Source organism: Rhodococcus sp. no. 34, assembly GCF_054589475.1.
Genome location: NZ_BAAILK010000023.1, coordinates 323,044 through 348,123, shown reverse-complemented (window position 1 = coordinate 348,123; position 25,080 = coordinate 323,044). Strand labels below are relative to the sequence as shown.

At 63.7% G+C, this 25,080-nt stretch carries 29 protein-coding genes; 13 read left to right on the top strand and 16 right to left on the bottom strand.

Annotation, left to right across the window (positions count from 1 at the left end; genetic code table 11):
* Positions 1 to 80 precede the first annotated feature (80 nt).
* The gene (locus tag ACYP01_RS07645; RefSeq protein ID WP_003942319.1) at positions 81 to 761 is read left to right on the top strand and encodes a FadR/GntR family transcriptional regulator; all 681 of its coding nucleotides are present in this window, start codon (positions 81 to 83) and stop codon (positions 759 to 761) included.
* Here the strand turns inward: ACYP01_RS07645 and ACYP01_RS07640 are convergent.
* Genes ACYP01_RS07640 through ACYP01_RS07630 form a run of 3 tightly spaced genes read right to left on the bottom strand, consistent with a single transcriptional unit; the run spans position 758 to position 3,939 of the window.
* Entirely contained in the window at positions 758 to 1,612 is an 855-nt protein-coding gene (locus ACYP01_RS07640) for a TIGR02569 family protein (protein WP_007731227.1), read from the bottom strand. The two genes, ACYP01_RS07645 and ACYP01_RS07640, sit on opposite strands and share 4 nt — an antisense overlap.
* 45 nt (positions 1,613 to 1,657) lie before the next feature.
* Positions 1,658 to 2,845 carry an adenylyltransferase/sulfurtransferase MoeZ gene (moeZ, locus tag ACYP01_RS07635; RefSeq protein WP_003942292.1) on the bottom strand — a complete coding sequence of 396 codons (1,188 nt, stop codon included), beginning with the start codon at positions 2,843 to 2,845 and terminating at the stop codon, positions 1,658 to 1,660.
* A 47-nt stretch (positions 2,846 to 2,892) separates the two neighbouring features.
* Positions 2,893 to 3,939: a DUF3152 domain-containing protein gene (locus ACYP01_RS07630; protein WP_007731223.1), complete on the bottom strand. Its 1,047-nt coding sequence runs from the start codon at positions 3,937 to 3,939 to the stop codon at positions 2,893 to 2,895.
* Between the two features lie 328 nt (positions 3,940 to 4,267).
* On the opposite strand from ACYP01_RS07630, the gene ACYP01_RS07625 reads away from it, so the two are divergent.
* A complete protein-coding gene (locus ACYP01_RS07625) occupies positions 4,268 to 4,939 on the top strand; it encodes a TetR/AcrR family transcriptional regulator (protein ID WP_003942309.1) in 672 nt (223 codons plus the stop codon).
* A gap of 75 nt (positions 4,940 to 5,014) precedes the next feature.
* On the opposite strand, the gene ACYP01_RS07620 is transcribed toward ACYP01_RS07625, so the two are convergent.
* On the bottom strand, positions 5,015 to 5,245 hold the full coding sequence (locus ACYP01_RS07620) for a DUF3107 domain-containing protein (RefSeq protein ID WP_003942312.1): 231 nt from the start codon (positions 5,243 to 5,245) through the stop codon (positions 5,015 to 5,017).
* A 107-nt stretch (positions 5,246 to 5,352) separates the two neighbouring features.
* Positions 5,353 to 6,048, bottom strand: a complete 696-nt coding sequence (locus tag ACYP01_RS07615; protein ID WP_029255047.1) for a ferritin-like fold-containing protein — start codon at positions 6,046 to 6,048, stop codon at positions 5,353 to 5,355.
* 416 nt (positions 6,049 to 6,464) lie between these two features.
* On the opposite strand from ACYP01_RS07615, the gene ACYP01_RS07610 reads away from it, so the two are divergent.
* Both ACYP01_RS07610 and ACYP01_RS07605 read left to right on the top strand, forming a co-directional pair.
* Entirely contained in the window at positions 6,465 to 8,069 is a 1,605-nt protein-coding gene (locus ACYP01_RS07610) for a DEAD/DEAH box helicase (RefSeq protein ID WP_063316629.1), read from the top strand.
* A gap of 9 nt (positions 8,070 to 8,078) precedes the next feature.
* Complete coding sequence (locus ACYP01_RS07605) at positions 8,079 to 9,281, top strand: Rv3212 family protein (protein ID WP_047271684.1); 1,203 nt, start codon at positions 8,079 to 8,081, stop codon at positions 9,279 to 9,281.
* 15 nt (positions 9,282 to 9,296) lie between these two features.
* Here ACYP01_RS07605 and ACYP01_RS07600 read toward each other — a convergent pair whose 3' ends face one another.
* Complete coding sequence (locus tag ACYP01_RS07600) at positions 9,297 to 10,094, bottom strand: ParA family protein (protein ID WP_003940948.1); 798 nt, start codon at positions 10,092 to 10,094, stop codon at positions 9,297 to 9,299.
* Positions 10,095 to 10,165: 71 nt separating this feature from the next.
* Here ACYP01_RS07600 and ACYP01_RS07595 point away from each other — a divergent pair, with 71 nt between their 5' ends.
* A complete protein-coding gene (locus ACYP01_RS07595) occupies positions 10,166 to 10,789 on the top strand; it encodes an acid phosphatase (protein WP_080552758.1) in 624 nt (207 codons plus the stop codon).
* Positions 10,790 to 10,806: 17 nt separating this feature from the next.
* On the top strand, positions 10,807 to 11,286 hold the full coding sequence (locus ACYP01_RS07590; RefSeq protein WP_003940724.1) for a GNAT family N-acetyltransferase: 480 nt from the start codon (positions 10,807 to 10,809) through the stop codon (positions 11,284 to 11,286).
* Between the two features lie 26 nt (positions 11,287 to 11,312).
* Here the strand turns inward: ACYP01_RS07590 and ACYP01_RS07585 are convergent, their stop codons facing one another.
* Positions 11,313 to 11,783 (bottom strand): membrane protein, encoded by a 471-nt coding sequence (locus ACYP01_RS07585; protein WP_019747799.1) that lies wholly within the window; start codon positions 11,781 to 11,783, stop codon positions 11,313 to 11,315.
* A gap of 41 nt (positions 11,784 to 11,824) precedes the next feature.
* Between ACYP01_RS07585 and ACYP01_RS07580 the strand changes: the two genes are divergently transcribed.
* Entirely contained in the window at positions 11,825 to 12,781 is a 957-nt protein-coding gene (locus ACYP01_RS07580; protein WP_007731209.1) for a diacylglycerol/lipid kinase family protein, read from the top strand.
* 255 nt (positions 12,782 to 13,036) lie between these two features.
* Positions 13,037 to 13,291, top strand: coding sequence for a WhiB family transcriptional regulator (locus tag ACYP01_RS07575; protein WP_003940950.1), 255 nt, complete (start codon positions 13,037 to 13,039; stop codon positions 13,289 to 13,291).
* A gap of 119 nt (positions 13,292 to 13,410) precedes the next feature.
* On the opposite strand, the gene ACYP01_RS07570 is transcribed toward ACYP01_RS07575, so the two are convergent.
* Together ACYP01_RS07570 and ACYP01_RS07565 are read right to left on the bottom strand one after the other, a co-directional pair.
* Positions 13,411 to 14,913 (bottom strand): sensor histidine kinase, encoded by a 1,503-nt coding sequence (locus ACYP01_RS07570; protein WP_459679193.1) that lies wholly within the window; start codon positions 14,911 to 14,913, stop codon positions 13,411 to 13,413.
* Positions 14,914 to 14,921: 8 nt separating this feature from the next.
* Positions 14,922 to 15,137 carry a biotin/lipoyl-binding carrier protein gene (locus ACYP01_RS07565; protein ID WP_007731208.1) on the bottom strand — a complete coding sequence of 72 codons (216 nt, stop codon included), beginning with the start codon at positions 15,135 to 15,137 and terminating at the stop codon, positions 14,922 to 14,924.
* 136 nt (positions 15,138 to 15,273) lie between these two features.
* On the opposite strand from ACYP01_RS07565, the gene ACYP01_RS07560 reads away from it, so the two are divergent.
* Positions 15,274 to 15,348: a 50S ribosomal protein bL37 gene (locus ACYP01_RS07560; protein WP_022597109.1), complete on the top strand. Its 75-nt coding sequence runs from the start codon at positions 15,274 to 15,276 to the stop codon at positions 15,346 to 15,348.
* 102 nt (positions 15,349 to 15,450) lie between these two features.
* On the opposite strand, the gene rsrA is transcribed toward ACYP01_RS07560, so the two are convergent.
* Entirely contained in the window at positions 15,451 to 15,732 is a 282-nt protein-coding gene (gene rsrA, locus ACYP01_RS07555) for a mycothiol system anti-sigma-R factor (RefSeq protein ID WP_003940722.1), read from the bottom strand.
* Positions 15,729 to 16,427, bottom strand: a complete 699-nt coding sequence (locus tag ACYP01_RS07550) for a sigma-70 family RNA polymerase sigma factor (RefSeq protein WP_054782092.1) — start codon at positions 16,425 to 16,427, stop codon at positions 15,729 to 15,731. The genes rsrA and ACYP01_RS07550 overlap by 4 nt, the downstream gene beginning before the upstream one ends.
* A 207-nt stretch (positions 16,428 to 16,634) precedes the next feature.
* On the opposite strand from ACYP01_RS07550, the gene ybaK reads away from it, so the two are divergent.
* Positions 16,635 to 17,129, top strand: a complete 495-nt coding sequence (gene ybaK, locus ACYP01_RS07545; RefSeq protein WP_007731205.1) for a Cys-tRNA(Pro) deacylase — start codon at positions 16,635 to 16,637, stop codon at positions 17,127 to 17,129.
* A gap of 24 nt (positions 17,130 to 17,153) precedes the next feature.
* A complete protein-coding gene (locus ACYP01_RS07540; RefSeq protein WP_459679189.1) occupies positions 17,154 to 17,867 on the top strand; it encodes an SIMPL domain-containing protein in 714 nt (237 codons plus the stop codon).
* A gap of 3 nt (positions 17,868 to 17,870) precedes the next feature.
* Here ACYP01_RS07540 and ACYP01_RS07535 read toward each other — a convergent pair whose 3' ends face one another.
* Positions 17,871 to 18,623 carry an SOS response-associated peptidase gene (locus tag ACYP01_RS07535; RefSeq protein ID WP_037129051.1) on the bottom strand — a complete coding sequence of 251 codons (753 nt, stop codon included), beginning with the start codon at positions 18,621 to 18,623 and terminating at the stop codon, positions 17,871 to 17,873.
* 49 nt (positions 18,624 to 18,672) lie between these two features.
* On the opposite strand from ACYP01_RS07535, the gene aroA reads away from it, so the two are divergent.
* Both aroA and rsgA read left to right on the top strand, forming a co-directional pair.
* On the top strand, positions 18,673 to 19,986 hold the full coding sequence (aroA, locus tag ACYP01_RS07530; protein WP_007731201.1) for a 3-phosphoshikimate 1-carboxyvinyltransferase: 1,314 nt from the start codon (positions 18,673 to 18,675) through the stop codon (positions 19,984 to 19,986).
* On the top strand, positions 19,935 to 20,972 hold the full coding sequence (rsgA, locus tag ACYP01_RS07525; RefSeq protein WP_007731200.1) for a ribosome small subunit-dependent GTPase A: 1,038 nt from the start codon (positions 19,935 to 19,937) through the stop codon (positions 20,970 to 20,972). Before aroA ends, rsgA begins: the two co-directional genes overlap by 52 nt.
* 98 nt (positions 20,973 to 21,070) lie before the next feature.
* Here rsgA and ACYP01_RS07520 read toward each other — a convergent pair whose 3' ends face one another.
* From ACYP01_RS07520 to ACYP01_RS07505, 4 genes are all read right to left on the bottom strand, one after another.
* Complete coding sequence (locus tag ACYP01_RS07520; RefSeq protein ID WP_459679186.1) at positions 21,071 to 22,312, bottom strand: fatty acid desaturase family protein; 1,242 nt, start codon at positions 22,310 to 22,312, stop codon at positions 21,071 to 21,073.
* Between the two features lie 138 nt (positions 22,313 to 22,450).
* Positions 22,451 to 23,713: a fatty acid desaturase family protein gene (locus ACYP01_RS07515; protein WP_003940901.1), complete on the bottom strand. Its 1,263-nt coding sequence runs from the start codon at positions 23,711 to 23,713 to the stop codon at positions 22,451 to 22,453.
* A 24-nt stretch (positions 23,714 to 23,737) separates the two neighbouring features.
* The gene (locus tag ACYP01_RS07510; protein WP_073512814.1) at positions 23,738 to 24,856 is read right to left on the bottom strand and encodes a ferredoxin reductase; all 1,119 of its coding nucleotides are present in this window, start codon (positions 24,854 to 24,856) and stop codon (positions 23,738 to 23,740) included.
* A gap of 92 nt (positions 24,857 to 24,948) precedes the next feature.
* A partial coding sequence (locus tag ACYP01_RS07505) for a DUF6912 family protein (protein WP_459679253.1) occupies positions 24,949 to 25,080 on the bottom strand: 132 nt, incomplete at its 5' end.

The window sequence follows — 25,080 nt, the reverse complement described above, 5'->3', positions numbered from 1 at the left end:
GATGACCGGACGAACTCGCACAAGCGCGGTAATCTAACGTCACATTCACACCACTTACCCGGACCCGAGGAAACAACCACGTGCAACCCGTTCGACGCGCAAGTCTCATCTCGCAGGTCACCGAACAACTCCGCAACGAGATCCGGAGCGGAACCTGGCCGATCGGTTCCAAAATCCCCACCGAACCGGAACTGTCGGAGTTGACCGGCACCGGTCGCAATACCGTGCGCGAGGCGGTCCAGGCGCTCGTTCACGCCGGAATGCTGGAACGTCGTCAAGGATCTGGCACCTACGTCGTTGCCGTCTCCGACCTCGGTGGCACTCTCGGCAACTACTTTGCCGGTGCCCACCAGCGGGATGTACTCGAACTACGGCGCGCACTCGACATCACCGCGGCCACCCTCGCCGCCGCACGGCGAACCGAAGACGACATCGCCGAACTGACGCGGCTACTCGAGCTTCGCACCGCTTCGTGGGAGGGTCAGGACGTCGACGCCGCCACCACCGCGGACGTCGCACTGCACCGAGCAATCGTCGCGGCCAGCCACAACGAGGTCTACCTGGAGTTCTACGACTCCCTGCTTCCGGTAATCGAGACCACGATCCAACAACACATCGACGCGACCGGCGAGGGATTCCACTCGCAGCACGCGAACCTCGTCAACGCTGTCGTCGACGGGAACACCGTGGCCGCCTCGAACGCCGCACGCGAGTTGTTCGAGGGCCTGGTCTCGGACTTCGGTACCGGTGCCCCGATCTAGAGCAGCAAGCGCACGATGTCGGACGTACGGGCCAACCCCGGGAACGCGTCCGCCGTCGAGCGAGGATGCAGAACATGAACTGCCAAGCGGAACATCACCGCACGTAGAAGCATCTGCGGCCACTCGGGGAGATCTTCCCACCGGCCGACCAGCGCCTCGTCGGCACCGCCCCACGAGATCGCGTCGACCACAGCGACGGCGGCGGCCCACGCAGCCGGCCGCCAATACGGCGTGATGTCGGTGATTCCGGGCGCCATACTGCCCGAGAACAGCACTGTCCCGAACAGATCGCCGTGCACGAGCTGGTCCGGGCTCTGCACCGGCTTACGCAAAGTAGCGAGCCCGGCGATCAGTTCCAGACTTTTGCGACCGTCAGGAGTGGGCGTCTCGAGTTGCTCGACGCCCTTCGCGATCCTCAGCGGAACCGTTTCCCATGCCGCGCGATCAGCGGCGACGAATACGTCGACCTCGGCCCACGGCGGCACGGGCGGTTGCGCAAGGAAGCGCGGGCGCTCGAGCGAGGCCGTCGCCGCATGCAGTCGGCAGGACATCGAGACCACTTCGTCGTGACGTGGTTCCGGCGATCCGACGATGAAGGTGTCGGCACGCCAGCCCGAGACGACGTAACGACCGTCGGTCGAACGCACCGGTCGAGCCAGCCGAACGCCGTCGACTTCGAGGTTCTCTCGCACCTTCGCCGACCACGCTGCGCGGGCATGATCCGCGACTGCTGAAAGGACGACGTCTCCACACAGCCACCCGCCGTCCCAATCCGCACCGAGTGGGATGGGATCGACTTCACGGAGGCCGAAGGTGGAGCACACGTGCTGGGGAGGTTGGCCTGTGCTCACACCCCAACGCTACCGGTGCGCGGCGCCGCCTCCCGCGAGGCGCGCCTAGTAGACCGGCAGACTCGCATCCACCTGGTTCGCCCAGGCGATCGCGCCGCCTTGAACGTGGACCGCGTCGGAGAAACCGGCGTTCTTGAGAAATGCCAATGCCTCGGCGGAACGAATGCCGGTTTTGCAGTACAGCACTATCTGCTTGTTCTGCGGCAACGTCGCCAGAGCTTCACCGGACAGGATGCGGTCCTTCGGGATCAGCACGGCCCCCGGCAGATGCATGATGTCCCATTCAACCGGTTCTCGTACGTCGACCAGCTCGATCGACCGTCCCTCGCCGATCATGGCCTCCAGTTCGGGCGCCGTGATCGTCGAACCGACAGCAGCGGCACTCGCCTCTTCGGACACGACACCGCAGAACGCGTCGTAGTCGATCAAGGCGGTGACCGGCACGCGGGTCGGATCACGCTGAAGGCGGATCGTCCGGAACGTCATCGCAAGTGCGTCGTAGATCATCAGGCGTCCGAGAAGCGGTTCGCCGATCCCCGTGATGAGCTTGACCGCCTCGGTCGCCATGATCGAACCGACGGTCGCAGGCAGGACTCCGAGCACACCACCCTCGGCGCACGAGGGGACCATGCCTGGCGGCGGTGCCTCCGGGTAAAGATCGCGATAGTTCAGTCCCGCGCCGTCCGGGGCGTCTTCCCAGAAGACCGAGACCTGCCCTTCGAAGCGGTAGATCGAGCCCCACACGTATGGCTTTCCCGCGATGACGGCAGCATCGTTGACGAGGTACCGCGTCGCGAAGTTGTCCGTACCGTCCAGGATCAGGTCGTACTCGGAGAACAGTTCGACCGCGTTGGAGTTGTCCAGGCGGAACTCGTGCAACCGGACGTCGACGTGCTCGTTGATTTCGAGAATCGACTCCTTCGCACTGAGCGCCTTCGGGCGTCCGACGTCGGAGCGTCCGTGAATCACCTGACGCTGCAGGTTCGACATGTCGACCTCGTCGAACTCGACGATCCCGATGGTGCCCACTCCTGCGGCCGCGAGATAGAGCAGTGCCGGTGAACCCAATCCACCGGCGCCGATGAACAGGACTCGTGCATTCTTGAGCCGCTTCTGGCCGGTCATGCCTACGTTCGGGATGATCAGGTGCCGGCTGTATCGGGCAACTTCCTCCCGGCTCAACTCGGCTGCCGGCTCCACCAGTGGTGGCAATACGACGGGTGTTGCAGACACCGCGAAACACTCCTAGTTCAAGACGAGATCAGGGATTCTCGATCCGGTCACGCTCGGGGGTACGGCCACGGATTGAAGCGGCACGTGAGTCCGTTCATCGGAACGACGCCCTCGGGATCAAGCCTAGCGATGTCGTTGTTCGCGGTTCCGAAGGTCTGCTGCATCATGATCGGTGCGAGTCCGCCTTCGGTCTCGCACGGCTGATGAGCGGCGTATCCGATGGCATGGCCGACCTCGTGATTGATCTGATACTGCCGATACGAGCCGATGTCGCCCTGGAACGAAATGGCGCCTCGCACCCATCGCGGTTCGTTGAGCAGGACTCGGTCCATGCTCGGGTTGTAGCAGGATCCTTCGAGTTCGATTTCGTATCCACAGCCTTCGCGGATCGTCATCTGTGAGGTCAAGGAGATCCGGAAGTCCGGCTCGCCGGCGTCGACGCGCCGGAACGCGACCTTGGGATCGTTGGTCCAACTCTTCGGATTGGCCAGTGTCTGGTCGACCATGCGTCCGTACGATTCGTCTCCGCCGAAGCCGGTCGTGTCGACGCCGTCCTCGATCTCGACCGTGTACGTGAACTCGCGTTCGGTTCCCTGTCCGACCTTCCCCGTCGTACCTGGTACGACGTGCCACGTTCCACCCCCCGCGACGGTGAACGGACCACCGTCGGGAAGGGCACCGGACGGTATCGACGAGGCAAAAGTTCCGTCTCCGGCCGGTGGGGCACCGATGACATCGGTTCCGTCGGTGCTGTGCGCGAGGTCGGCGGTGGCCGACGTCTTGCTCGCGGAGTCTGTGGCGTCCGGCCGTACCGCATCGACGATCACAAGAATGGTGAGCACCACGAGAACCGGAATCGCGTAGGCCCGCCAACCGTAGGTCGAGACGAAGCGCCCGAGCTTGCTCTGCTTTCGCGCTGCCCGGTCCGGTCGCGGATTACGCGGGGTTCGGCCCACTTCTCGTTTGGTCGGATCCCATTGGGCGCGCAAAGGCTGATGGGAGGAAATGCCGCGATAGTCGCGTTCGCCGTAGGCACGATCATCCGGCACCTCCGGCCGACGTTCGTCGCGAGGCGCTCCAGTTCCGCTACGCATTCGACGTTCCTCACGTTCAGGGTTCTGCGTAGTTCGTCCACGCATGCGCGGTCCCCCTGGGTCAGTCACGTCGTCCAGAATCTCACACACGGCAAGTCGCTCGCCCGGGCTGACCGAAACTTGCTGGTCCTGGCGTGTCATGGCAGCCCGTCCTGTAACGAGAAAGACCGCTGGTCTCGCTCACCGAGGCACGCGCGACTCGCCCGGGCGACACACGGTATCGTTCATTCGGCTACGACCGGTGTGACGGAGGATACTGGCGGGTACGCACACGCGACTCGCGGATCCGCGCGCCGACCGAATTACTTTTGCTCAGATTGGAAGCGACATGACAGAACTCGCGGATCGGACTGACTCCGATCGCGGTACAACGGCTGGCAAGCCTGCCGGAACACGTCGCAGCACCCGCCTCCCCCGCGATGCGCGCCGCCTCCAGCTCCTCGCAGCTGCAAGTGAGGTATTCGTTGCGAACGGGTACCACTCGGCCGGCATGGACGAGATCGCCGAATGTGCCGGTGTCAGCAAGCCAGTTCTGTACCAACATTTCCCAGGCAAACTCGAACTGTACGTCGCAGTCCTGCAGAGTTACGTCGACAGCCTCATCTCGGGTGTACGCCAGGCCCTGCGATCGACGACGGACAACAAACAGCGTGTCCGCGCCGCGGTCCAGGCGTTCTTCGACTTCGTCGACAACGACTCCCAGGGCTTCCGCCTGGTGTTCGAGTCCGACATCATGGGCGAACCTCAGGTCCAGACACGCGTCGAACAAGCCACCGAAGCCTGCGTCGACGCCGTGTTCGACCTGGTGAGTCAGGATTCCGGACTCGATCCGTACCGTGCGCGCATCCTTGCGGTCGGCCTTGTCGGTGCCAGCCAGTTCACTGCGCGGTACTGGCTCGAAGCCGCGCGGCCGATCCCGAAGGAAGAAGCCGTGGAAATCACCGTGACCCTCGCGTGGGGCGGTCTCTCACACGTGCCGCTGCAAGCCGAAACGAAGTAACCGGAACCCGAACCCGAACGAGAATGGGCGGGCAGTCTCACGACTGCCCGCCCATTCTGCTGTTACAGCTACGCGTCAGACGGTAGGCGCGAATCCGACCTTGCGGATATCGGACGGACCGATCTCCACGTACGCCACACGAGAAGCCTGCACCAGGAACTTGCGGCCCTTGTCGTCGACGAGAGCCAGAACCGGCTCGCGGCCACCGAGGACAGCCGCGACCAGTGTCTCGACCTCGTCAGGGGTCTGTTCGCTGTTGACGATGAGCTCACGCGGGCTGTCGATTACACCGATCTTGACCTCCACGGTCAACCTCCGAACTGTTCGTGAATTACATCCGTTGTCGACGCAAGGCTAATGCAGCAACGACCGCCCACGCTCCTCTGCACGCTGTGCCCAGAGCGAACAGGCACCTAGACGAGTCCGAGAATCGCCATCCGCTCGGCATGCTTTGCCTGCATGCCGTCGAACAACGCGACAACTCCGTTGAGGTCGCCGGAGGCGGAGATCACCAGATCGGTGAGATCTTCACGCTGCGCCAGCACGAACTGTGCCTGCGTGATTGCTTCCCCCAGAAGACGGCGTCCCCACAGCATCAACCGGTCCTTGGCGCGAGTACTGGCCTCCACTGCTGCCTTCACCTCGAGCACCACGAACTCCGAGTGGCCCGTCTGGGACAGCACGTCCTCGACGATTTCCGCGACATCCGCCGGGAGGGAGTGCCCGATCTCGCGATAGAAGTCGGCAGCGATTCCGTCGCCGACGTACGCCTTCACGAGCGATTCCAGCCACGTCGACGGTGTCGTCGACGCGTGGTAGTTGTCGAGAGCTCGAACGAACGGGTCCATGACGGCGAAGATCTCGTGGCCACGTTCCGTCAACGCCGTTTCCAGAGTCTCGAAGTGGTCCATCTCGGCGGCGGCCATGCTGGCGAACGCCACCTTGCCTCGCAGGTCCGGTGCCATTTGTGCGTCCTCCGCCAAGCGGTAGAACGCCGAAATCTCGCCATACGCGAGAACGGCAAACAAATCGATCACGCCAGGGTGATCGGAAGCGACTCGGCCTCCGGTTCCAGCGTCCGTCGAAGCATCAAGATCGTGTGCGCCCATGACTACGAACTGTAGTGCTTCGACGGCCGACGCGACCGGCAAGGACCGCATGTCCGATTCGGTGATCTTCGACATGTCATCGCGAGGGACGGACGATTCGGTGATCTTCGACATGTCATCGCGAGGGACGGACAACGTGCAGCTACAATGGTCTTGGGAGTTCGCCAGTTCCCCCGGGCCATTTGGTTAGCCGGGACGGCTGTATTCACACGAACCCCACCGATAATGTGCGCGCACCTGCATCGACGGTTGTCGCCCGCTTCGCCGAGATCTCCGGACGGTTCGAATTCGTCCGAGTGGAATTCAGTGCTGAGGCGTAGGCATGACCGAAGAAAAAGAGGGCATCGACATCGGCCGACTTACGGCCTGGCCCCTTACCTTGTGCGTGCGTACCGCCACGAGGAAAGGCTAGTCCCCTGAGCAAGATCACTGTCGACCACGAAGACGAAGCAACCGAGAACACCGTTTCCGTCCAGCTCGACGACACCCATGTACCCCCGAGCTTCGCCGAACTCGGTGTCCGCGACGAAATCGTCCGCGCACTGAACGAGATCGGCATCGAGCGCACCTTCGCCATCCAGGAACTCACCCTTCCGTTGGCTCTCGCCGGTGACGACCTCATCGGTCAGGCCCGCACCGGAATGGGCAAGACCTTCGGTTTCGGCGTCCCGCTCCTGCATCGCATCGTCACCGCCGAGAACGGCACAGCTGTTCTCGACGGCACGCCCCGCGCTCTGATCATCGTTCCCACCCGCGAGCTGTGCATCCAGGTCGCCCGCGACCTCGAGAACGCCAGCAAGTACCTCCGCGTCGGCGATCGTGGTCTCCAGGTTCTGCCCATCTACGGCGGCCGTCCGTACGAGGCGCAGATCTCGGCACTCCAGAAGGGCGTCGACGTTGTCGTCGGCACCCCGGGTCGCCTGCTCGACCTCGCCAACCAGTCGCACCTGATCCTGGGCAAGGTGGGCGTTCTCGTCCTCGACGAGGCCGACGAAATGCTCGACCTGGGATTCCTCCCCGACATCGAACGCCTCATGGGCATGGTCCCCGACAAGCGTCAGACGATGCTCTTCTCCGCGACGATGCCCGGCCCGATCATCACCCTGGCTCGTACCTTCCTGACGCAGCCGACGCACATCCGCGCCGAAGAGGCCGAATCCTCCGCGGTGCACGATCGCACCAGCCAGCACATCTACCGTGCACACGCGCTCGACAAGGCCGAGATGGTCGCCCGCGTCCTGCAGGCCGAAGGCCGCGGCGCGACGATGATCTTCACCCGCACCAAGCGCACAGCCCAGAAGGTGGCCGACGATCTCGCGGAACGCGGCTTCTCCGTCGGTGCCGTCCACGGTGACCTCGGACAGATCGCCCGTGAAAAGGCGCTGAAGGGCTTCCGTAACGGCAAGGTCGACGTTCTGGTCGCCACCGACGTCGCTGCCCGCGGTATCGACATCGACGACGTCACCCACGTCATCAACTACCAGTGCCCCGAGGACGAGAAGACCTACGTCCACCGCATCGGTCGTACCGGCCGCGCCGGACGCACCGGCATCGCCGTCACGCTGGTCGACTGGGACGACATCCCTCGCTGGCAGCTCATCGACAAGGCACTGAGCCTCGGAATCCCCGACCCGGTCGAGACCTACTCCAGCTCGCCGCACCTCTACGAAGAGTTGTCCATTCCGGCCGATGCCAAGGGCACTGTTCGCAAGGCCAAGGCCGCACCTGAGAAGGCAGCAACGGACAAGGCAGCAACGGAAAAAGCAGACGCGCCGAAGTCGACCGACTCGGACGGCAACGAAGAGAAGGCCGCTCCCCGCCGCAACCGGACCCGTCGCCGCACCCGCGCCGGCGCTTCGACCGACGCCCCGACGTCCACCACCGCCGGCGCCACCACAGCTCCCCCTTCGGCACCCGCGGCAACCGCTGCCGAGAACTCGGACGAAGACGGAGCGGCCAAGCCGCGTCGCCGTCGGCGTCGTCGCCCCGCGGCTTCCGCGACGGCAGGCGCCGCAGAGTAAGCTGCCGATGTGCTGGCTCCCGAAAGGCGTACTCGCTCAGATGTGATCGGTGCGCTGGCAATCGCGCTGGCCGTAATCGTGGCGGTGACCGTTGTGTGGTTGCGCAGTGATGCGCGCGGAACCACCTCGGTCACCGCCGAATCTCCACTCCCACCTCTGTCGACGTCGGTGTTGTTACCCGACATCCTGAAGCAGACGTGGGAATCTCCCAGTGCCGACTCGACGGCACCGATCACCGTCGGAAATGCCGTCGTCACCGCCGACGGCTCCGAGGTGATCGGCCGCGATCCGGCAACGGGCGAAGAAGTATGGCGATACGCGCGCAACATTCCGCTGTGCGGCGCGATCGGTTCGTGGGATCGCGTCGTCAGCGTCTATCAGGACGATCGCGGTTGCTCTCAGGTCACGTCGCTGGTCGCCGACACCGGCGCCCGAAAGGACCAGCGCAACAGCGACGCCGATTCCGCGGTCAGCCTTTCAGCGGACGGCACCTACCTGATTTCGCGCGGCAGTGAGCGAATGGAACTGTGGCGCTCGGACCTCGTCCGAACCCTCGAGTACGGCCGGGTCGACGCGAAGGTCAACCCCAACAAGCAACCCCGCACCGGATGCACGCTGCTCGACGCTGCGTCGAGCGCCAACCGAGTCTCGGTACTCGAGCGCTGCCCCGGTGAAGCCTCCAACAGGTTGACGGTGATGAATCCCGCACCGAAGGACGCCCAGGAACCCGAAGAGTACGGATCCGCGATTCTCCTCGACTCCGAGGGCGCCCGCCTGCTTGCCGTGGCCGGCGAAAAGACGGCAGTCTACCTCCCTGCCGCCAACGGAACCGTTTCTCGCATCACCATTTTCGACGGAACCGGCAATCCGATCGTCGACTATCCGATCGAGGGAACGGTGACCGAAGGCGCCCGCACCCACGCCGACAAGGCTTCGATCACGTGGTGGACCGGCTCGCAGACCGTCAACCTGCGCCTGAGCGATCTGGCTCCGACGTGGATCGTCAACGGAACGTCAGGACCCGGAAGCATGGTTGCCGGTCAGATGCTCATCCCGGTTCCGGGCGGCATTGCAGCCGTCAGTCCGTCGGACGGAGCGGTGCAGCGCATGATCGCAGTCGACCGCGGTGAGACGACGACGCCGATCGTGCTCGCCAGTGCGGGCGAGACGATTCTGGAACAGCGCGGCGATACCTTGTTCGCGCTGCGCTAGAAGCTCTCGCCTTCCTCAGAGCGCCAGTTCCGGCGCGAAAGTCACGACTTCATTTCCAGCCCAATGCTTTACGAGATTGTCCGCGAGTTCACGATAGGCATCCGCACCCTTGTTCTTTCGTCCGGCGAGGACCGTCGCACCCGACGCGGACGCCTCGGCGAACTTGACGGTGCGTGGGATCGGAGGCGCCAGAACGGCCAGGGAGTAGCGGTCGCTGACGTCGGCGAGCACGTCGCGACTGTGCGTGGTTCGAGCGTCGTACAGAGTCGGAAGTGCGCCGAGCAGAACAAGATCCGGGTTGGTGATGGCTTGGACTTCACGAACCGTACGCAGCAGCTGTCCGACGCCGCGGTGTGCGAGGGTTTCGCATTGCAGTGGAACCAGAACCGACTGCGCCGCAGTCAATCCGTTGAGTGTGAGCACACCCAACGACGGTGGGCAGTCGATGATGATGACGTCGTAAGAGCCCAGGAGCGGAGACAGCGCCCGCTTGAGCGCGAACTCTCGACCGGGTCGCATCAGGAGCAGCGCTTCGGCGCCCGCGAGATCGATCGTGGCCGGCAGGAGATCCATACCGTCGTCCGTCTTCAGCACGGCGTCGACCGCGTCGAGATCACCCGCCAGGACCTCGTTGACCGAACGCTCGAGGCGATCCGGGTTGTGTCCGAGCGAGAACGTCAGGCAGCCCTGCGGGTCGAGATCCACCACCAGAACTCGTTGTCCGAGCGCGGACAAAGCCGCACCGAGAGAAGCGACGGTGGTGGTTTTAGCCACGCCGCCCTTTTGATTCGCCACTGCGAGAACCGTCGTCACACGTAGATCCTTGCGCACTTCGCGCCAGGAGGCGAGCTACACACGCGAGGCAGCCTGCAATGATGGTCGACATGACGTCCCAGTCCGCCCCCTCGTCGATCCCCCTCGGTGCTCGCGTCGTACTCATGCGACACGGTGAAACCGAGTGGGCACGCACCGGGAAACACACGGGCCGGACCGAGGTTCCGCTGACTCCGCTCGGCGAGATGCAGGCAACCGCGACCGGAAATCGCTTGCGAACCCTCGACCTCCGGAACCCCATGATTCTGACGAGTCCGCGGCTGCGCGCACAGTTGACGGGCGATCTCGCCGGCCTGCCGGAAGAGCGAACCTGGGATGCACTGTCCGAATGGGACTACGGCGACTACGAAGGCCTCACGACGCCCGAGATCCGCGCAACGGTGCCCGATTGGACCGTCTGGACGCACCCGTGCCCCGGCGGCGAGCAGGCCGATCAGATCCACGCCCGCACCGACATGGTGCTGTCGATGGTGCGTTCGCAACTACCCGAACGCGACGTGATCCTGATCGGGCACGGCCACTTCTCACGCGCACTCATCGCCCGCTGGCTCGAGCTCCCGGTGACGGAAGGAAAGCGTTTCGCCTTGTCCCCCGGTGCATACTCGGTTCTCGGTTACGAGCACGGCGCCACCCACCTCGTCCATCACAACGTGCCGCCGCTCGTCGAGGCGTGAGGCCTAAGATTCTCCCTATGATCCGACGCGCCACGCCCGCAGACGTCCAGCCGATCACCGACATGATCTACGAGTTGGCCGATTACCAGAAGGCCCTCGACGAGTGCACCGTGAAGGCGGAACAGATCGGCGAGGCGTTGTTCGGGCCGGCCGCGACGGCCTTCGCGCACGTCGCTGTGAATTCGGCCGACGACGTCGTCGGCATGGCATTGTGGTTTCGCAATTTCTCGACGTGGGACGGCGCTCACGGCATCTACCTCGAAGACCTGTACGTCAAGCCCAGTCAGCGCGGATCAGGCCACGGGAAGGCTCTTCTGGCCGCACTCGCCAAGGAGTGCACCGACAACGACTACACCCGGCTGTCCTGGTCGGTGCTCAACTGGAACACCCCCTCGATCAAGTTCTACGAGTCACTCGGTGCCGACGCGAAGACGGAGTGGACCACGTATCGCCTGACCGGCACCCACCTCGGAGCTCTCGCCGCCGAAGCTGAGTAGGACCGAAGCAGGGTAGGCGTTCCGTCCTACTTGTCCCGCGGCTCTTCGGTCTCGTCCGGGCGTCCTTCTTCCGGCGACACCTCGTCTGCGTACGCTCCGTACTCCGCTGCCATCCATCGAGACGTCGGAGCCGAGAACAGGCAGCCCAGAGCGCCGAGAACGACGACACCCAGAACGATGCCGAGCGGCACCTGATGCGAATCGGTCAGGAGCGACCAGGCGACCGGCAGGAGCAGCAACTGCGCGACGACGGCGATTGCCCGGCCCCACCGGCGGCCCGTCAGCAAAGCGATACCGGCAGCCAACACCGCGCCGCCGAGGATCGCGACCCACGCGGCAAATCCGTATCCGTTGGTGACGCTCTGATCGTGGCCGGTTGCACCGCGAATCACTGCGACGATCGCGAACCCGGCGGCAACCAGCCCTTGCAGCGTCACGAGGGCACCTGCCCATGTGACTGTCTTGGGCAGGGCGTTCGGACTGGCGGTATTCGGCACGAGGCCAGCCTAGAACACGACACCGGATAGGCTCATGCCCCGTGCGCGCACTGCTGATCGTCAACCCCAATGCCACCTCCACCACCGCTGCCGGTCGTGACCTGTTGGCACACGCCCTCGAGAGTCGGGTGCGACTTACTGTGGCGCACACCACACATCGGGGACACGCTGCCGAACTGGCGCGAGAAGCCCACGAAGACGGCTTCGGCTCGGTGATCGTCCACGGCGGCGACGGAACGGTCAACGAAGTGGTCAACGGACTGCTCGGGTCACCGCATCCCGCGTCGATGAAATCGGTTCCGGTCGGTCCGATCCCGACGATCGCTGTCGTCCCGGGAGGCTCGGCAAACGTTTTCGCGCGCTCACTCGGTATTGCCGCCGACCCGATCGACGCCACGAACCAACTCGTCGACCTCCTCTCCGAACGGACCAGGCGCCGAATCGGGCTCGCACACTGCGACAACCGTTGGTTCACGTTCAACGCCGGAATGGGCCTCGACGCCGATGTATGCGAGGCCGTCGACGCCAGCCGTAAGAACGGTGACGCCGCCACACCCGCCCGGTATGTCCGAACCGCGATCGCGGCGTTCTTCCGTGCCAAGCGAGCCGAACCAGCGCTGACCGTCCACCTTCCCGATCAGGATCCCGTCTCCGGAGTCCACTACGCATTCGTCTCGAACTCGAGCCCGTGGACATATCTGGAAGAGCGTCCCGTCCACACCAATCCGGGAACGACCTTCGACAGTGGACTCGGCATCTTCGCCATGACGAGCACCAAAGTTCTGCCGTCCCTGCGGGTTGTGCGGCAACTACTCGCACGCGGCGCGGAGCCGAAATCGAAGGTCCTCTTACGCACCGACGACGTCCCGACAATCACCATCGAATCGTCGCGACCGATCGGACTGCAGATGGACGGCGACTACATCGGACTTCGTGAAAAGGTCGAATTCACCTCGGTCCCGGATGCACTGGAAGTGTTCGCACCGATTACTACGTGAGTCAGGCAACACGTTTGACCTGCAAAAACTCTGGTGCCAAAAGGTCGAAATCGGGTAAAATGCCGGTGACGCCCAGGTGGCCGTCAGGTGTGTCACAAATTAGTGAGTTGGCCCACGAACCCGTTCAAACCTATTGACATACCGCGAGTTCGTGAAAGCATTCACAAGTAACAGTGCGGAAACATTGATGACGCACACACAAACTCATTGGTACCAAATGGTGTGAATACACACCCAATTAAGGAGCGAAAAAAGATGGACTGGCGCCACAACGCAATCTGTCGCGACGAGGATCCCGAACTGTTCTTCCCCGTGGGAAACAGTGGACCGGCCCTCGCTCAGATCGCTGATGCCAAGGTTGTCTGCAACCGCTGCCCCGTCACCGCCGAGTGCCTGTCGTGGGCTCTCGAGTCCGGCCAGGATGCAGGCGTCTGGGGCGGAATGAGCGAAGACGAGCGTCGCGCACTCAAGCGTCGTAACGCACGTACCCGTGCACGCACTTCCGTCTAGGTAGAACCGAGACGTTCGACTCGCGGCGGAGAACAGCCCCTCTGCACAGTCGAAGACGACAGCCCGGCACCACATGGTGCCGGGCTTTTTGTCTGCTCGAATCGCTAACGCTGCTCGAATCAGTAACGCGCAGAACGTCTACCGAGCGGCACACGCAGAACCGCGTCGGTACCGCCTCCGCTTCCCGGGTGCAGTCCGAGCGAGCCACCGAGTTCGGCGCCCAGCAAAGTCCGCACGATCTGGAGTCCGAGGCGATCGGATTTCTCGAGGTCGAAGTTCTCCGGCAGGCCGCGCCCGTTGTCGTGGATGATCACGTCCAACCAGCGTGCAGAACGCTCGGCACTGAGTGTGACCGTGCCGGTCACACCCGGATCGAAAGCGTGCTCGATCGCGTTCTGCACCAACTCCGTCAGCACCATGACCAGCGGGGTGGCGCGCTCGGCGGAGAACACTCCGAAACTGCCCTCACGCCGAATCGTCACCGGCACACCTACTCCCGCGACATCGGAGAGCATGGGAACCAACCGGTCGATCACCTCGTCGAGATCCACCTCTTCGTCCACCGACATCGACAAGGTGTCGTGAACGAGGGCGATGGACGTCACGCGTCTCACCGACTCTGTCAACGCTTGTCGCGCTTCGTCGTTGCCGGTTCGCCTGGCCTGTAGACGCAGAAGCGCCGCGACGGTTTGCAGATTGTTCTTCACTCGATGGTGAATCTCGCGGATGGTTGCGTCCTTGCTCAGGAGAGCGCGATCACGACGCTTGACCTCGGTGACGTCGCGGACGACGACCGCAGCACCGACATGCCGGCCGCCAGGCTTGAGAACCAGGGCCCGCAGCAGAACGGTCGCCCCGCGCGCCTCGATCTCCATACGGCGACCGGGCTTGTCCGCCAACGTATCTCGGATGTATCCCGCAGCTTCCTGAGACTCGAACGGGTCGGTGACCAACGAACGGGTCAGCGCTGCGAGGTCTTGGCCCACCAGATCCGAACTCAGACCCATCCGGTGATAGGCCGAGAGCGCGTTCGGGCTGGCATAGACGACTGTGCCTTCGGTATCGAGACGGATGAAGCCGTCGCCCGCACGTGGGCTCGAGTTCGTGTCGGAGCGCGATTCTCGGATCGGGAAGGTTCCGTCGCTGATCATCTGACACAGGTCTTCGGCGCAATCGAGATACGCGAGTTCGAGCGGACTCTGCGCTCGCTGGTGCGACAGGTTGGTGTCGCGGCTCAGAACAGCGATGACTCGCCCGTCCAGACGCACCGGAACGGCTTCCCGACGCGGCGGCATTCCTTCACGCCACGTCTCGTCTTCCCCGCGCACGACGCGGCCGTCCACGAGAGCGCGAAGAACCTGCGGGTGCTCGGACTCGGAAACGACCGTTCCGACCGCATCCTCCGGAAAAGCCGTCGATGCCGTTGTCGGCCGGCAATGCGCGACGCAGATGACCGTCCCCTCGGATCGGTTCTTCTCCGATTCGGTGCCCACCCACAAGAGAACGTCGGCAAAGGAGAGGTCGGCGAGCAGTTGCCACTCCCCCACGACGCGCTGGAGATGGTCGACCGCCGCACCGGGAAGGTCGGTGTGTTCGGCGAGGAGGTCGCTGAGAGTGGACATCGTCCGGCTTAGGAGATCACGGCGATCAGATCGCCTTGCTGAATCACGTCGCCGACCTTGACGCCCACCGTCGTCACCGTTCCCGGAACCTCGGCCAGGACGGGAATCTCCATCTTCATGGATTCGAGGATGACCAGGGTGTCGCCGTCCGCAACGACGTCTCCCTCGCTCACGACGACCTGGTAGACCGTCGAAACCATCTCGGCGCGCACGTCTTCTGCCATCGTGAACCTCACTTCTGTCGGAACTGCACTCTGACCACGAAAATACGTCGACGGATCACTCGATCGACCTGCCAATGGAACCACACCGGCATCGGCGTGAAACAATGACGCGAAAGAAACAGAAGGGAGACCAATCATGGGTAAGCGTGGTCGTAAGAAGCGCAGCCGTAAGGGCAACGCCGCTAACCATGGCAAGCGTCCAAACGCCTGACATGTAGCGCAACAAAACGTCCGAGGGGCGGGGAAGCATTGCTTCCCCGCCCCTCGGCGTTACTGCCTTCCGACTGCTGCCGCTCAGATCTTCGCTGACGGGCTAGCTGTCGGTTTCGGTAGTCGTTATGACGATGGTCCGACGCAACTCGACGGTGAGCCTCTGACGCAGGCTTTCCGGCGCGTGGTCTCCACCGCACTTACGGTTGATCAGGCTCTTGACCTTCTCCTCGATCCCGTAGGCCTCGAGGCACGATCCACAATCGTCGATATGACGCTGCAGGCGAGCACGACTCGAATCGTCGCATTCACCGTCGAGCATCAACCAGACGTCGGCGATGACTGCCGAGCAGTCGAGCCTTTCGAATTCGTCCTGCTCACTCATCGTGTGACACCTTCCGTCTCGGTGGCTGCGACTGTGGCTGTGTCGACCGCGCCGTCCCGATTGAATCCCCGGTCTTTTGCGACATCGGCCAAAAGACCACGCAATTGCTTGCGACCACGGTGCAGTCGCGACATCACCGTTCCGATGGGTGTGCCCATGATCTCCGCGATCTCCTTGTACGGGAATCCTTCGACATCGGCGTAGTACACGGCCATACGGAATTCCTCGGGAAGCGACTGCAGCGCCGCCTTGATGTCGTCGTCAGGCAACGCGTCGAGCGCCTCCACCTCGGCCGATCGCAGCCCCGTCGAAGTGTGCTCGGCGGTGGCGGCCAACTGCCAGTCGGTGATCTCGTCCGTCGGATACTGCGCGGGTTGGCGCTGCTTCTTGCGGTACGAGTTGATGTAGGTGTTCGTGAGAATCCGGTACAGCCAGGCTTTCAGGTTGGTACCGGCACGGAACGAGCGGAAAGCGGTGTACGCCTTGACGTACGTCTCCTGCACGAGATCCTCGGCATCAGCGGGATTCCGCGTCATACGCAAGGCAGCGCCGTACAACTGGTCGAGCAGCGGGAGCGCGTCGCGCTCGAACCGGGCAATCAACTCATCCGCAGTTTCGGGCGTTTCGGACACTGCGCCGTCGATAGGTTCAGCTACCTCTGACGGTTCGTCCTTGGGCCGGTCGTGTTCCAGCACTCTGATCCCTTCACTAGCCGTAGGGATCAAGGTTACCGCCAACTGAAGATCCGACCCACGGGCCGGTGGTGGCTCACACACAGCCAGCACGGTCGCTCCTTCGCTTCTCGGGACAAGTTTCATCAACTGGTACCAACACGGGAGTCAGCGACTCTGTTCCCGGCCTGGTCGGATGCACCTGTCGGCGATCCACATAGGGTGTTCCTCATGGCCGGAACAGCGACCCCTGCGACCGTACTTCTCGACAAGTCGAAGACACCGCACCGCGTCCACAGCTACGACCACGATCCTCGCGCCGAATCTTTCGGCGACGAGGCCGTCACTGCACTGGCAGAGTCGACAGGCGTCGAGGCCGCACAGATCTTCAAGACCTTGGTCGTCAAACTCGACACCGGCAAGCTCGCCGTCGCGGTCCTGCCGGTCCCGGACAAGCTCTCCCTCAAGGCTGCAGCCGCTGCCCTCGGTGCGAGCAAAGCCGTCATGGCCGATCGCGCCGAAGCCGAGCGCTCGAGCGGCTACGTCTTCGGCGGTATCTCACCGCTCGGCCAGCGCAAGAAACTGCCGACAGTGATCGATGCGTCGGCGCTCGACTGGGACCGCATTCTCTGCAGCGCCGGCCGACGCGGGCTCGAAATCGAGCTGGCTCCGACGGACCTAGCGCAGCTCAGTGGCGCGGTCACGGCGCAAATCACGGCGGGCTGAGTATCCGGTCGCTACGGTCTCACCATGCGACCACACCTGAAAACTCTTGCACTGACCGCTGCGACGGCAGCCCTCACCGTCTCGCTGACGGCCTGCGGGAGTTCGGACAATGCCGCCAAGGAAGTCACAGTAGTCGGATCAGGGCAGGTCCGCGGAGCGCCGGACATCCTCAATGCCGACATCGGCATCGAGGTGGTTGCCCCGGACGTATCGGGGGCGGTCTCCGAGTCGAATGACAAGGCCCGTCAGATGATCGACGCGATAGTCGCCGCCGGGGTGGCCCCCGAGGACGTACAGACAAGCGATCTGTCCGTCCAGCCGCAGTACGACGCCAGTGGTGGACCGTTCGTCGGCGGCAACGTGACCGGCTACCGGGCGACCAACTCGGTACGAATCGTCGTCCGCGATCTCGACAAAGCCTCTTCTGTCCTGGACGCCGGCATCGCGGCGGGCGGAAACGCGGCACGGCTCGGCAACGTCGCCTTCGCCATCGACGACGACTCTCAGCTTCTGGCCGACGCTCGCACCCGGGCCTTCGAGGACGCGAAGAACCGTGCCGAGCAGTACGCGGATCTGTCCGGTACGTCGCTCGAGAACGTCGTGACCATCACCGAGGCACACGACACGAGTGGCGGTCAGACCATGCGCGCTCCCGACGCCTCGATGTCCGACATGGTTCTCGCCCCGGGAACCCAGCAGGTCTCGTTCGAGGTGACCGTTGCCTGGGCTCTCGGCTGACCACTAGAGCAGGCTGATCTGCTCGCCGGCACGGTCGACGTCCGGCTCGATCAACTCGTGCCCGTTGTTCTTGACACTGTTGACCAGCGGCCGGACTCGATCGACGTCGATCCGCTCGAAGAGGTCCGTTACCGGTTCGAGCAGAGCCGAATCGACGGTGTTGTCGGGATCGAGCCACGCCTCCCAGCGGTCACGAGGCAGGGCGAGGGGCATGCGGTCGTGAACCTGCTCGAGGTGACCGAGAGAGTCGACCGTGACGATCGAGCAGCTCAGGACGGGGCTCGCGTTCTCGACCCTCGGGTCCCGCCAGGCAGACCACACGCCCGCCATGAACAGCCGTGATCCGTCGTCGGGGTGCATGTAGTAAGGAATCTTCGCTGCCTTTTTCCCGCCGGTGGCCTCGGTCTGCCACTCGTACCACCCGTCCATGGGGACCAGGCAACGCTTGAACTTGAAGGCGGTCCGAAACGCCGGCTTCTCCGCCAGCGAATCGGCGCGGGCGTTGAACAGGACCGGGCCTTTGCCCAGTTCCTTGGTCCACGACGGCACCAATCCCCACCGCATCCGCCGAATCCTCTTGGTCGGATCGCTGTCGGGGTTCTCCCGATCGTGGCGTTCGACGACGGTCAACACCTCGGTCGTGGGGGCCACGTTGTAATCGGCTTCGACGGGCGCCGAGTGGTCGGTCTCGTCGAGCGCATCGAGTTCCACCGCCAGGGTGGCCGGGTCCGCTGTGGTCGCATACCTTCCGCACATGACACCCAGGGTGGCACGGTTTCGACCATTCCCCCACCGATGAGAGAAGATGGACCATGTGAGTCTGAGTCTGTGGAGCGCCCCGAGGGCCCAAGCACCCGTCGATGCAGTGGTGACGCTGCCCGGATCCAAGTCCATCACCAATCGAGCTCTGATTCTGGCCGCACTTGCGGATGGCCCGTCCACGATCACCGGTGCACTCCGCAGCCGTGACGCCGACCTGATGATCGCAGCTCTGCGTGACCTCGGCATCGGCGTCGAGGAAGCCGGTGATGCGACCACGCTTCGCGTCACCCCTGGACCCCTGCGCGGCGGCGAGGTCGACTGCGGCCTGGCCGGCACCGTGATGCGCTTCCTGCCGCCACTCGCCGCGATGGCCGACGGCATCGTCCACTTCGACGGCGACGAGCAAGCACGCACACGACCGCTCGGCACCATCTTGGAAGCACTGCGCGGTCTCGGCGCTCGGATCGAGGGTGACGCACTCCCGTTCACCGTCACCGGAACCGGGTCCCTACGCGGCGGGACGGTCACCATCGACGCATCCGGTTCGTCGCAGTTCGTCTCCGGTCTCCTGCTCTCGGCTGCTGCGTTCGAAGAGGGTGTCACCGTTCACCACGACGGCAAGCCCGTCCCGTCCATGCCACACATCGACATGACCGTCGAGATGCTCCGCGAGGCCGGAGTTTCCGTGACGACGCCAGCCACGGGCGGTGACGCGGACACCTGGCGTGTGGCACCGGGGCCGGTGCGCGCCGTGGACTGGGCGATCGAACCCGATCTCTCCAACGCCACACCGTTCCTGGCCGCTGCCGCTGTTACCGGCGGAACCGTCAGCGTGCCGTTGTGGCCGTCGTCGACGACGCAACCCGGCGACGCGATCCGCGGGATCCTCGCCTCGATGGGGGCCGACGTCACTCTCGCCGATGGTGTCCTGACTGTCCGCGGCCCGGAGAAACTGCGCGGCATCGACATCGACCTCCACGACGTGGGAGAGCTGACCCCCACCGTGGCGGCCCTGGCCGCTCTCGCCGAGGGCACCTCGCATCTACGAGGAATCGCGCACCTGCGCGGGCATGAGACAGACCGTCTCGCCGCCCTCGCCGACGAGATCAACAAACTCGGCGGCTCCGTCACCGAAACCGATGACGGCCTGACGATCGTTCCCGCGGAACTCCATGGCGGACAATGGCTCTCGTATGCCGACCACCGCATGGCAACAGCCGGCGCCATCATCGGCCTGGTCGTCGACGGTGTCGAGGTCGACGATGTCGGAACCACGGCCAAGACACTGCCGGGCTTCGAGAACATGTGGATCGACATGCTCGAGAGTTCGCCGGCGACACCGAAGGCAAGCTTCTGAGTCCGCGGCAGTACGACGAGTCCGACGTCCGGGTACGCCCCGGGCGCGGATCCCGCCCCCGTACGAAGACTCGGCCCGAACATCTCTCGGCCGAATCGGGGATGGTGGTGTCGAAGGATCGTGGCCGTTGGGGTTGCGTCCTCGGCGGCGATCCCGACCGGCTGATCGTCACGATGCGCGCCCGCGAACTTGGCCGAACCCCCATCGTCGTCGGCGATCAGGTGGACATAGTCGGCGATCTGTCGGGCAAAACCGACACCCTGGCGCGCATCGTCCGGGTCTCCGAGCGTTCGACGGTTCTGCGACGGACCGCCGACGACACCGATCCCTTCGAACGTATCGTCGTCGCGAACGCGGAGCAGCTTCTCATCGTCGTGGCACTCGCCGATCCCCCACCGCGCACCGGCTTCGTCGAGCGCGCACTGGTCGCCGCCTACGTGGGTGGCCTGACGCCGATCGTCTGCCTGACCAAGAGCGACCTCGAACCGCCGGAGGAATTCGCGAGCACTTTCGCCGACCTCGACATCCAAGTGGTCGTCGCCGGTCGCGACGATCCCCTGGACGAACTGACGCAGATCCTCGAGCACAAGTTGACCGCCCTGATCGGACATTCCGGCGTCGGAAAGTCGACACTGGTCAATCGCCTTGTCCCCGATGCCAATCGAGCGGTCGGCATAGTATCCGGCGTCGGCAAGGGCCGGCACACGTCGACGCAATCGGTGGCACTCCCTCTCGCCGGTGGCGGCTGGGTGATCGACACCCCGGGCATCCGTTCGTTCGGTCTGGCGCACATCTCGCCCGAGAACGTGGTGGCGGCGTTCTCGGATCTCGCTGCGGCGATCGAGGATTGCCCGCGCGGATGCACGCACCTCGGACCGCCGGCAGATCCCGAATGCAAGCTCGACCTGCTGGAGGGCAAATCAGCTCGACGCGTCGTCGCTGTGCGACAACTGCTGGAAGCGATCAAGTCCAACGATCAGTACTGAGCGCCCCCGAGCGACGTTCCGGGCGAGAACAGCAAAGCGGCCCGACACCATCGAATGGTGTCGGGCCGCTTGCTGTCTACGGTCAGCGCAGTCGACGATCAGCGCAGGCCGAGGAGGCTGCGCAGCTTTCCGCTCTTGCGCTTACGTGCGATGGCGCTCTTGAGGCCACTGCGACGCCCGGTCACGGGATCGACAGTCGAGGTCAGTTCGCCGTCGAACATCCGCTCCGACGCCGTCTCGGGCGCATTGTCGACGGTGTCCTTGAGGTACTTGTTGGGCAGCGACAGCTTGGCGATGGTTCGCCAGGACTTGGCGTACTGCACGGCTAGCGGGCCGGTCGTGTACGGCAAGTCGTACTTGTCCGCGAGCTGACGCACCGTGACCGCGATGTCCTTGTAGCGGTTGCTGGGCAGATCAGGGAACAGGTGGTGCTCGATCTGGTAGCTCAGGTTGCCCGTCATGAAGTCCATGAGCGCGCTGCCCTCGATGTTGGCGCTGCCGAGCATCTGACGCAGGTACCACTGAGCCTGCGTTTCCTTGTCGATGTCTTCCTTGGTGAACTTCTCGGCACCGTCCGGGAAGTGGCCGCAGAAGATGACCGCGTTGGTCCACACGTTCCGCAGAGTGTTGGCGGTGAAGTTGGCCGACAACGTGCTCGTCCACGCCGGGCCGGTGATGGCTGGGTAGATGACGTAGTCGCGCAGGACCTGCTTGCCGATCTTCTCGCCGACCTCACGGAGCTTGCGCTGCGTCTCTTCCTTGTCGGCGCGGCCCTTGGCCACCTTGCCGAGCTCGAGGTGCTGAGCGGCGATGCCGTACTCGAAGAACAGCGCGAGCAGCGTGTTGTAGACCAGGTTGCCGGCGTTGAAGGGCTTCCAGCGCTGATCGCGGGTGACGCGGAGGAGTCCGTATCCGACGTCGTCGTCCATTCCGAGGACGTTGGTGTACTTGTGATGCAGGTAGTTGTGGGTCTGCTTCCAGTGCGCAGACGGGCCGGTGACGTCCCACTCCCACGAGGTGGAGTGGATCTCCGGGTCGTTCATCCAGTCCCACTGCCCGTGCATCACGTTGTGCCCGAGTTCCATGTTCTCGATGATCTTCGAGAGCGTCAGCAGGCCAACTCCGGCGAGCCACGCCGGACGACGACGGCTGGCGAAAAGCACTGCGCGGCCGCCGATTTCGAGCGAACGCTGCAGACGAATGACGTTGCGCACGTATCGCGCATCCTTCTCGCCGCGCGACTCCTCGATGTCGCGACGAATCGCGTCGAGTTCGCGGCCGAGCGCTTCGATGTCGGCGTCCGTGAGATGTGCGTATTCCTTGACATCTGCAATCGCCATGGAAAGCCTCCTAGCAGTGAGTTAGGCGCAAAGTAGTAAGTGCAGAACGATCATCGATTCGAATCGTTCAGATCAACTGCACCTACTGTAGCGTAACTTACGGCACCGTAGGTTAGGTTTTTCCCGATGTAACCTATATCACTTCCGGCGCTTCGGCATGCGGGAACGGGCCTGCGACTTGAGTGCGGTCAACAAACCGAGACGCTTACCGGTGATCGGATCGGTACGAAGGTCCTCGACCATCGCCATGGCTGCGTCCCGGAATCCCGAGTCGCGGAACCGCAGTTCCGAAGACGTTTCCGGAGCATTGTCCGAGGTTGCGGTCAGCCACTTGTCCGGCAAAGCCAACTTGTGGATGGTGCGCAGAGCCAGAAGATACTGCTTGAAGAGCGAGCCGGTGGTGTACGGGAGATCGAACTTCTCGCACAATGCACGCATCTTCACAGCGATTTCGGGATAGCGGTTACTCGGCAGATCAGGAAACACGTGGTGCTCGATCTGGTAGCTCAGATTGCCGCTCATGAGTCCCATGAGCTTGCCGGAATTGAAGTTCGCACTACCGAGCATCTGGCGCAGGTACCACTCGTGACGAGTCTCCTGCTCGAATTCGGCAACAGTGAACTTCTCGGCACCGTCCGGGAAGTGGCCACAGAAGATGACGACGTACGCCCACAGGTTGCGCACGAGGTTCGCGGTCGCATTGGCCGACATGGTCGACTTCCACGCCGGCCCCGTCAGCGCCGGGAACAAGATGAAGTCCTTGCCCACCTGACGAAAGATCTTGCGCGCGAAGTCTTTGTTCGCCTGCGAGTTCAGCTGCCCCTTTTCCGCGCCCTCCAACTCGGCTGCCGCCGTGAGGTCGTGCAGCGCGATGCCCCACTCGAACGTGGCCGCCAAGATCACGTTGGCGATCGGCTGGAAGAGGTTGATCGGCTTCCACGGCTCGTCACGAGTCATACGCAGAATCCCGAAACCGAGATCCTCGTCCATACCGACGACGTTGGTGTACGTGTGGTGCTGGTAGTTGTGGGCGCGCTTCCAATGCTCGGAAGGACCGGTCTGATCCCACTCCCACGAGACGGAGTGAATCTCGGGATCGTTCATCCAGTCCCATTGCCCGTGCATGACGTTATGCCCGAGCTCCATGTTCTCGATGATCTTCGACAGGCTCAGCAGGGTCGTGCCGACCAACCATGCCGGTCGGTACCGACTGCCGAACAGTGCGATACGCCCGCCGAGCTCCAACGCCCGCTGGACGCGAATGACGCGACGAATGTAGCGGGCGTCCCGGATCCCACGAGAGTCTTCGATGTCGAGTCGAATCTGATCGAGTTCACGTCCGAGAGCTTCGACATCGGCCTCGGTGAGGTGCGAAAACTCTTTGATATCGGTGATGGCCACCGTGGTCCTCCGTGTGCCTAGAAGCTATGCGTCCAGCGTACAGTCGCCGGCGGCGGCGGAGATGCACGTCTGGATGCGCTCGCCCTCCGCGTGCTGTTTCCCCGAGCGTAGATCGATCGCGTGGCCGGCAACGAGAGGTACGACACACGTCTGGCAGATGCCCATGCGGCAACCGAACGGCATCAAGGCACCGGACTGCTCGCCTGCCTCCAGAAGCGTCGTCGCACCGTCGACGGTGATCGTCTTACCCGACTTCTCGAACGTGACCGTGCCACCGTCGGCCGAAGCGTCGATGCGCGATACGGCGAACCGCTCCATGTGGAGTCGATCCTCGATGCCTTCCGCCTTCCAGACGTCTTCGAGCTCGTCGAGCAACGGGAGGGGCCCGCACGCCCAGGTGTGGCGAACGCGCCAGTCGGGGCAGACCGTGTCGAGAGAACTGAGTTTGAACTTTCCGTCACGGCGCGTGAGTTGAACGTGGCTCACGAAGTCCTCGTGCTCGGCGTGCAGTGCTGTGAGTTCGTCGGCGAACATCACGTCGGATTCCGTCGGAGCCGAGTGGATGTGCATGACGTCGGGCAATTGACCGCGCCGGTTCATCGTCCGCAACATGCCCATGACCGGAGTGATGCCACTGCCGGCGGTGATGAACAGGATCTTCTCCGGTGGCGGATCCGGCAACGCGAAGTTGCCCGAAGGCGTGGCCAGTCGAACGATGGTTCCCGACGGCACGGCCCCGCTGACGAGGTGGCTCGAGAGAAAGCCCTCGGGCATGGCCTTGACCGCGATGGAAATGCGCTTGTTCTCCCAGTTGGGAGGCGAGGTAAGTGAGTACGACCGCCAATGCCAACGGCCGTCGATATGCAGACCGATGCCGATGTACTGCCCCGGCTGGTAGTTGAAGTCGAATCCCCAACCCGGCTTGATGACGATGGTCGCCGAGTCCGTGGTCTCGGGCCGGACTTCGACGATCTGACCACGCAGCTCGCGCGCGGACCACAACGGATTCGCGAGGTGAAGATAGTCGTCGGGAAGCAATGGTGTGGTCAGCCGAGCCGCCGCACCGCGAAGCAGATTGAGCTTCGACCGCGCTGCCGGAACTACCGACGCTGCCGGTGCCTCGATCCAGTCCTTCAGACCCATCAGACCTCCACCTCTCACCTTCCGAACCCACTGCCTACGGTACCGTAGGTTATCAGGTTACGGTACCGTAGGTTACTTCACGGTAAGCACATTCACAGCAGGTCGAGCAAGAACGGCAACTCCTGCGCGGCGTACCACGCCAACTCGTGGTCCTCCGCGTCACCGAGCGTGAACTCGGCATCGGCGTCACCGAGATCCGCCGCGTCGACTATGCCAGCAGCGCG

Excerpts from the sequence above, each read along its gene's own strand:
- ybaK (WP_007731205.1), top strand. The coding sequence starts at position 16,635 with ATGGCCGGAACAGCGACCCCTGCGACCGTACTTCTCGACAAGTCGAAG.
- ACYP01_RS07540 (WP_459679189.1), top strand. The coding sequence starts at position 17,154 with ATGCGACCACACCTGAAAACTCTTGCACTGACCGCTGCGACGGCAGCC.
- ACYP01_RS07630 (WP_007731223.1), bottom strand. The coding sequence starts at position 3,939 with ATGCGTAGCGGAACTGGAGCGCCTCGCGACGAACGTCGGCCGGAGGTG.
- rsrA (WP_003940722.1), bottom strand. The coding sequence starts at position 15,732 with ATGAGTGAGCAGGACGAATTCGAAAGGCTCGACTGCTCGGCAGTCATC.
- ACYP01_RS07565 (WP_007731208.1), bottom strand. The coding sequence starts at position 15,137 with ATGGCAGAAGACGTGCGCGCCGAGATGGTTTCGACGGTCTACCAGGTC.
- ACYP01_RS07575 (WP_003940950.1), top strand. The coding sequence starts at position 13,037 with ATGGACTGGCGCCACAACGCAATCTGTCGCGACGAGGATCCCGAACTG.
- ACYP01_RS07570 (WP_459679193.1), bottom strand. The coding sequence starts at position 14,913 with ATGTCCACTCTCAGCGACCTCCTCGCCGAACACACCGACCTTCCCGGT.
- ACYP01_RS07535 (WP_037129051.1), bottom strand. The coding sequence starts at position 18,623 with ATGTGCGGAAGGTATGCGACCACAGCGGACCCGGCCACCCTGGCGGTG.
- ACYP01_RS07615 (WP_029255047.1), bottom strand. The coding sequence starts at position 6,048 with ATGGGCGCACACGATCTTGATGCTTCGACGGACGCTGGAACCGGAGGC.
- aroA (WP_007731201.1), top strand. The coding sequence starts at position 18,673 with ATGGACCATGTGAGTCTGAGTCTGTGGAGCGCCCCGAGGGCCCAAGCA.
- ACYP01_RS07625 (WP_003942309.1), top strand. The coding sequence starts at position 4,268 with ATGACAGAACTCGCGGATCGGACTGACTCCGATCGCGGTACAACGGCT.
- ACYP01_RS07510 (WP_073512814.1), bottom strand. The coding sequence starts at position 24,856 with ATGGGTCTGAAGGACTGGATCGAGGCACCGGCAGCGTCGGTAGTTCCG.
- ACYP01_RS07595 (WP_080552758.1), top strand. The coding sequence starts at position 10,166 with ATGACGTCCCAGTCCGCCCCCTCGTCGATCCCCCTCGGTGCTCGCGTC.
- ACYP01_RS07590 (WP_003940724.1), top strand. The coding sequence starts at position 10,807 with ATGATCCGACGCGCCACGCCCGCAGACGTCCAGCCGATCACCGACATG.
- ACYP01_RS07520 (WP_459679186.1), bottom strand. The coding sequence starts at position 22,312 with ATGGCGATTGCAGATGTCAAGGAATACGCACATCTCACGGACGCCGAC.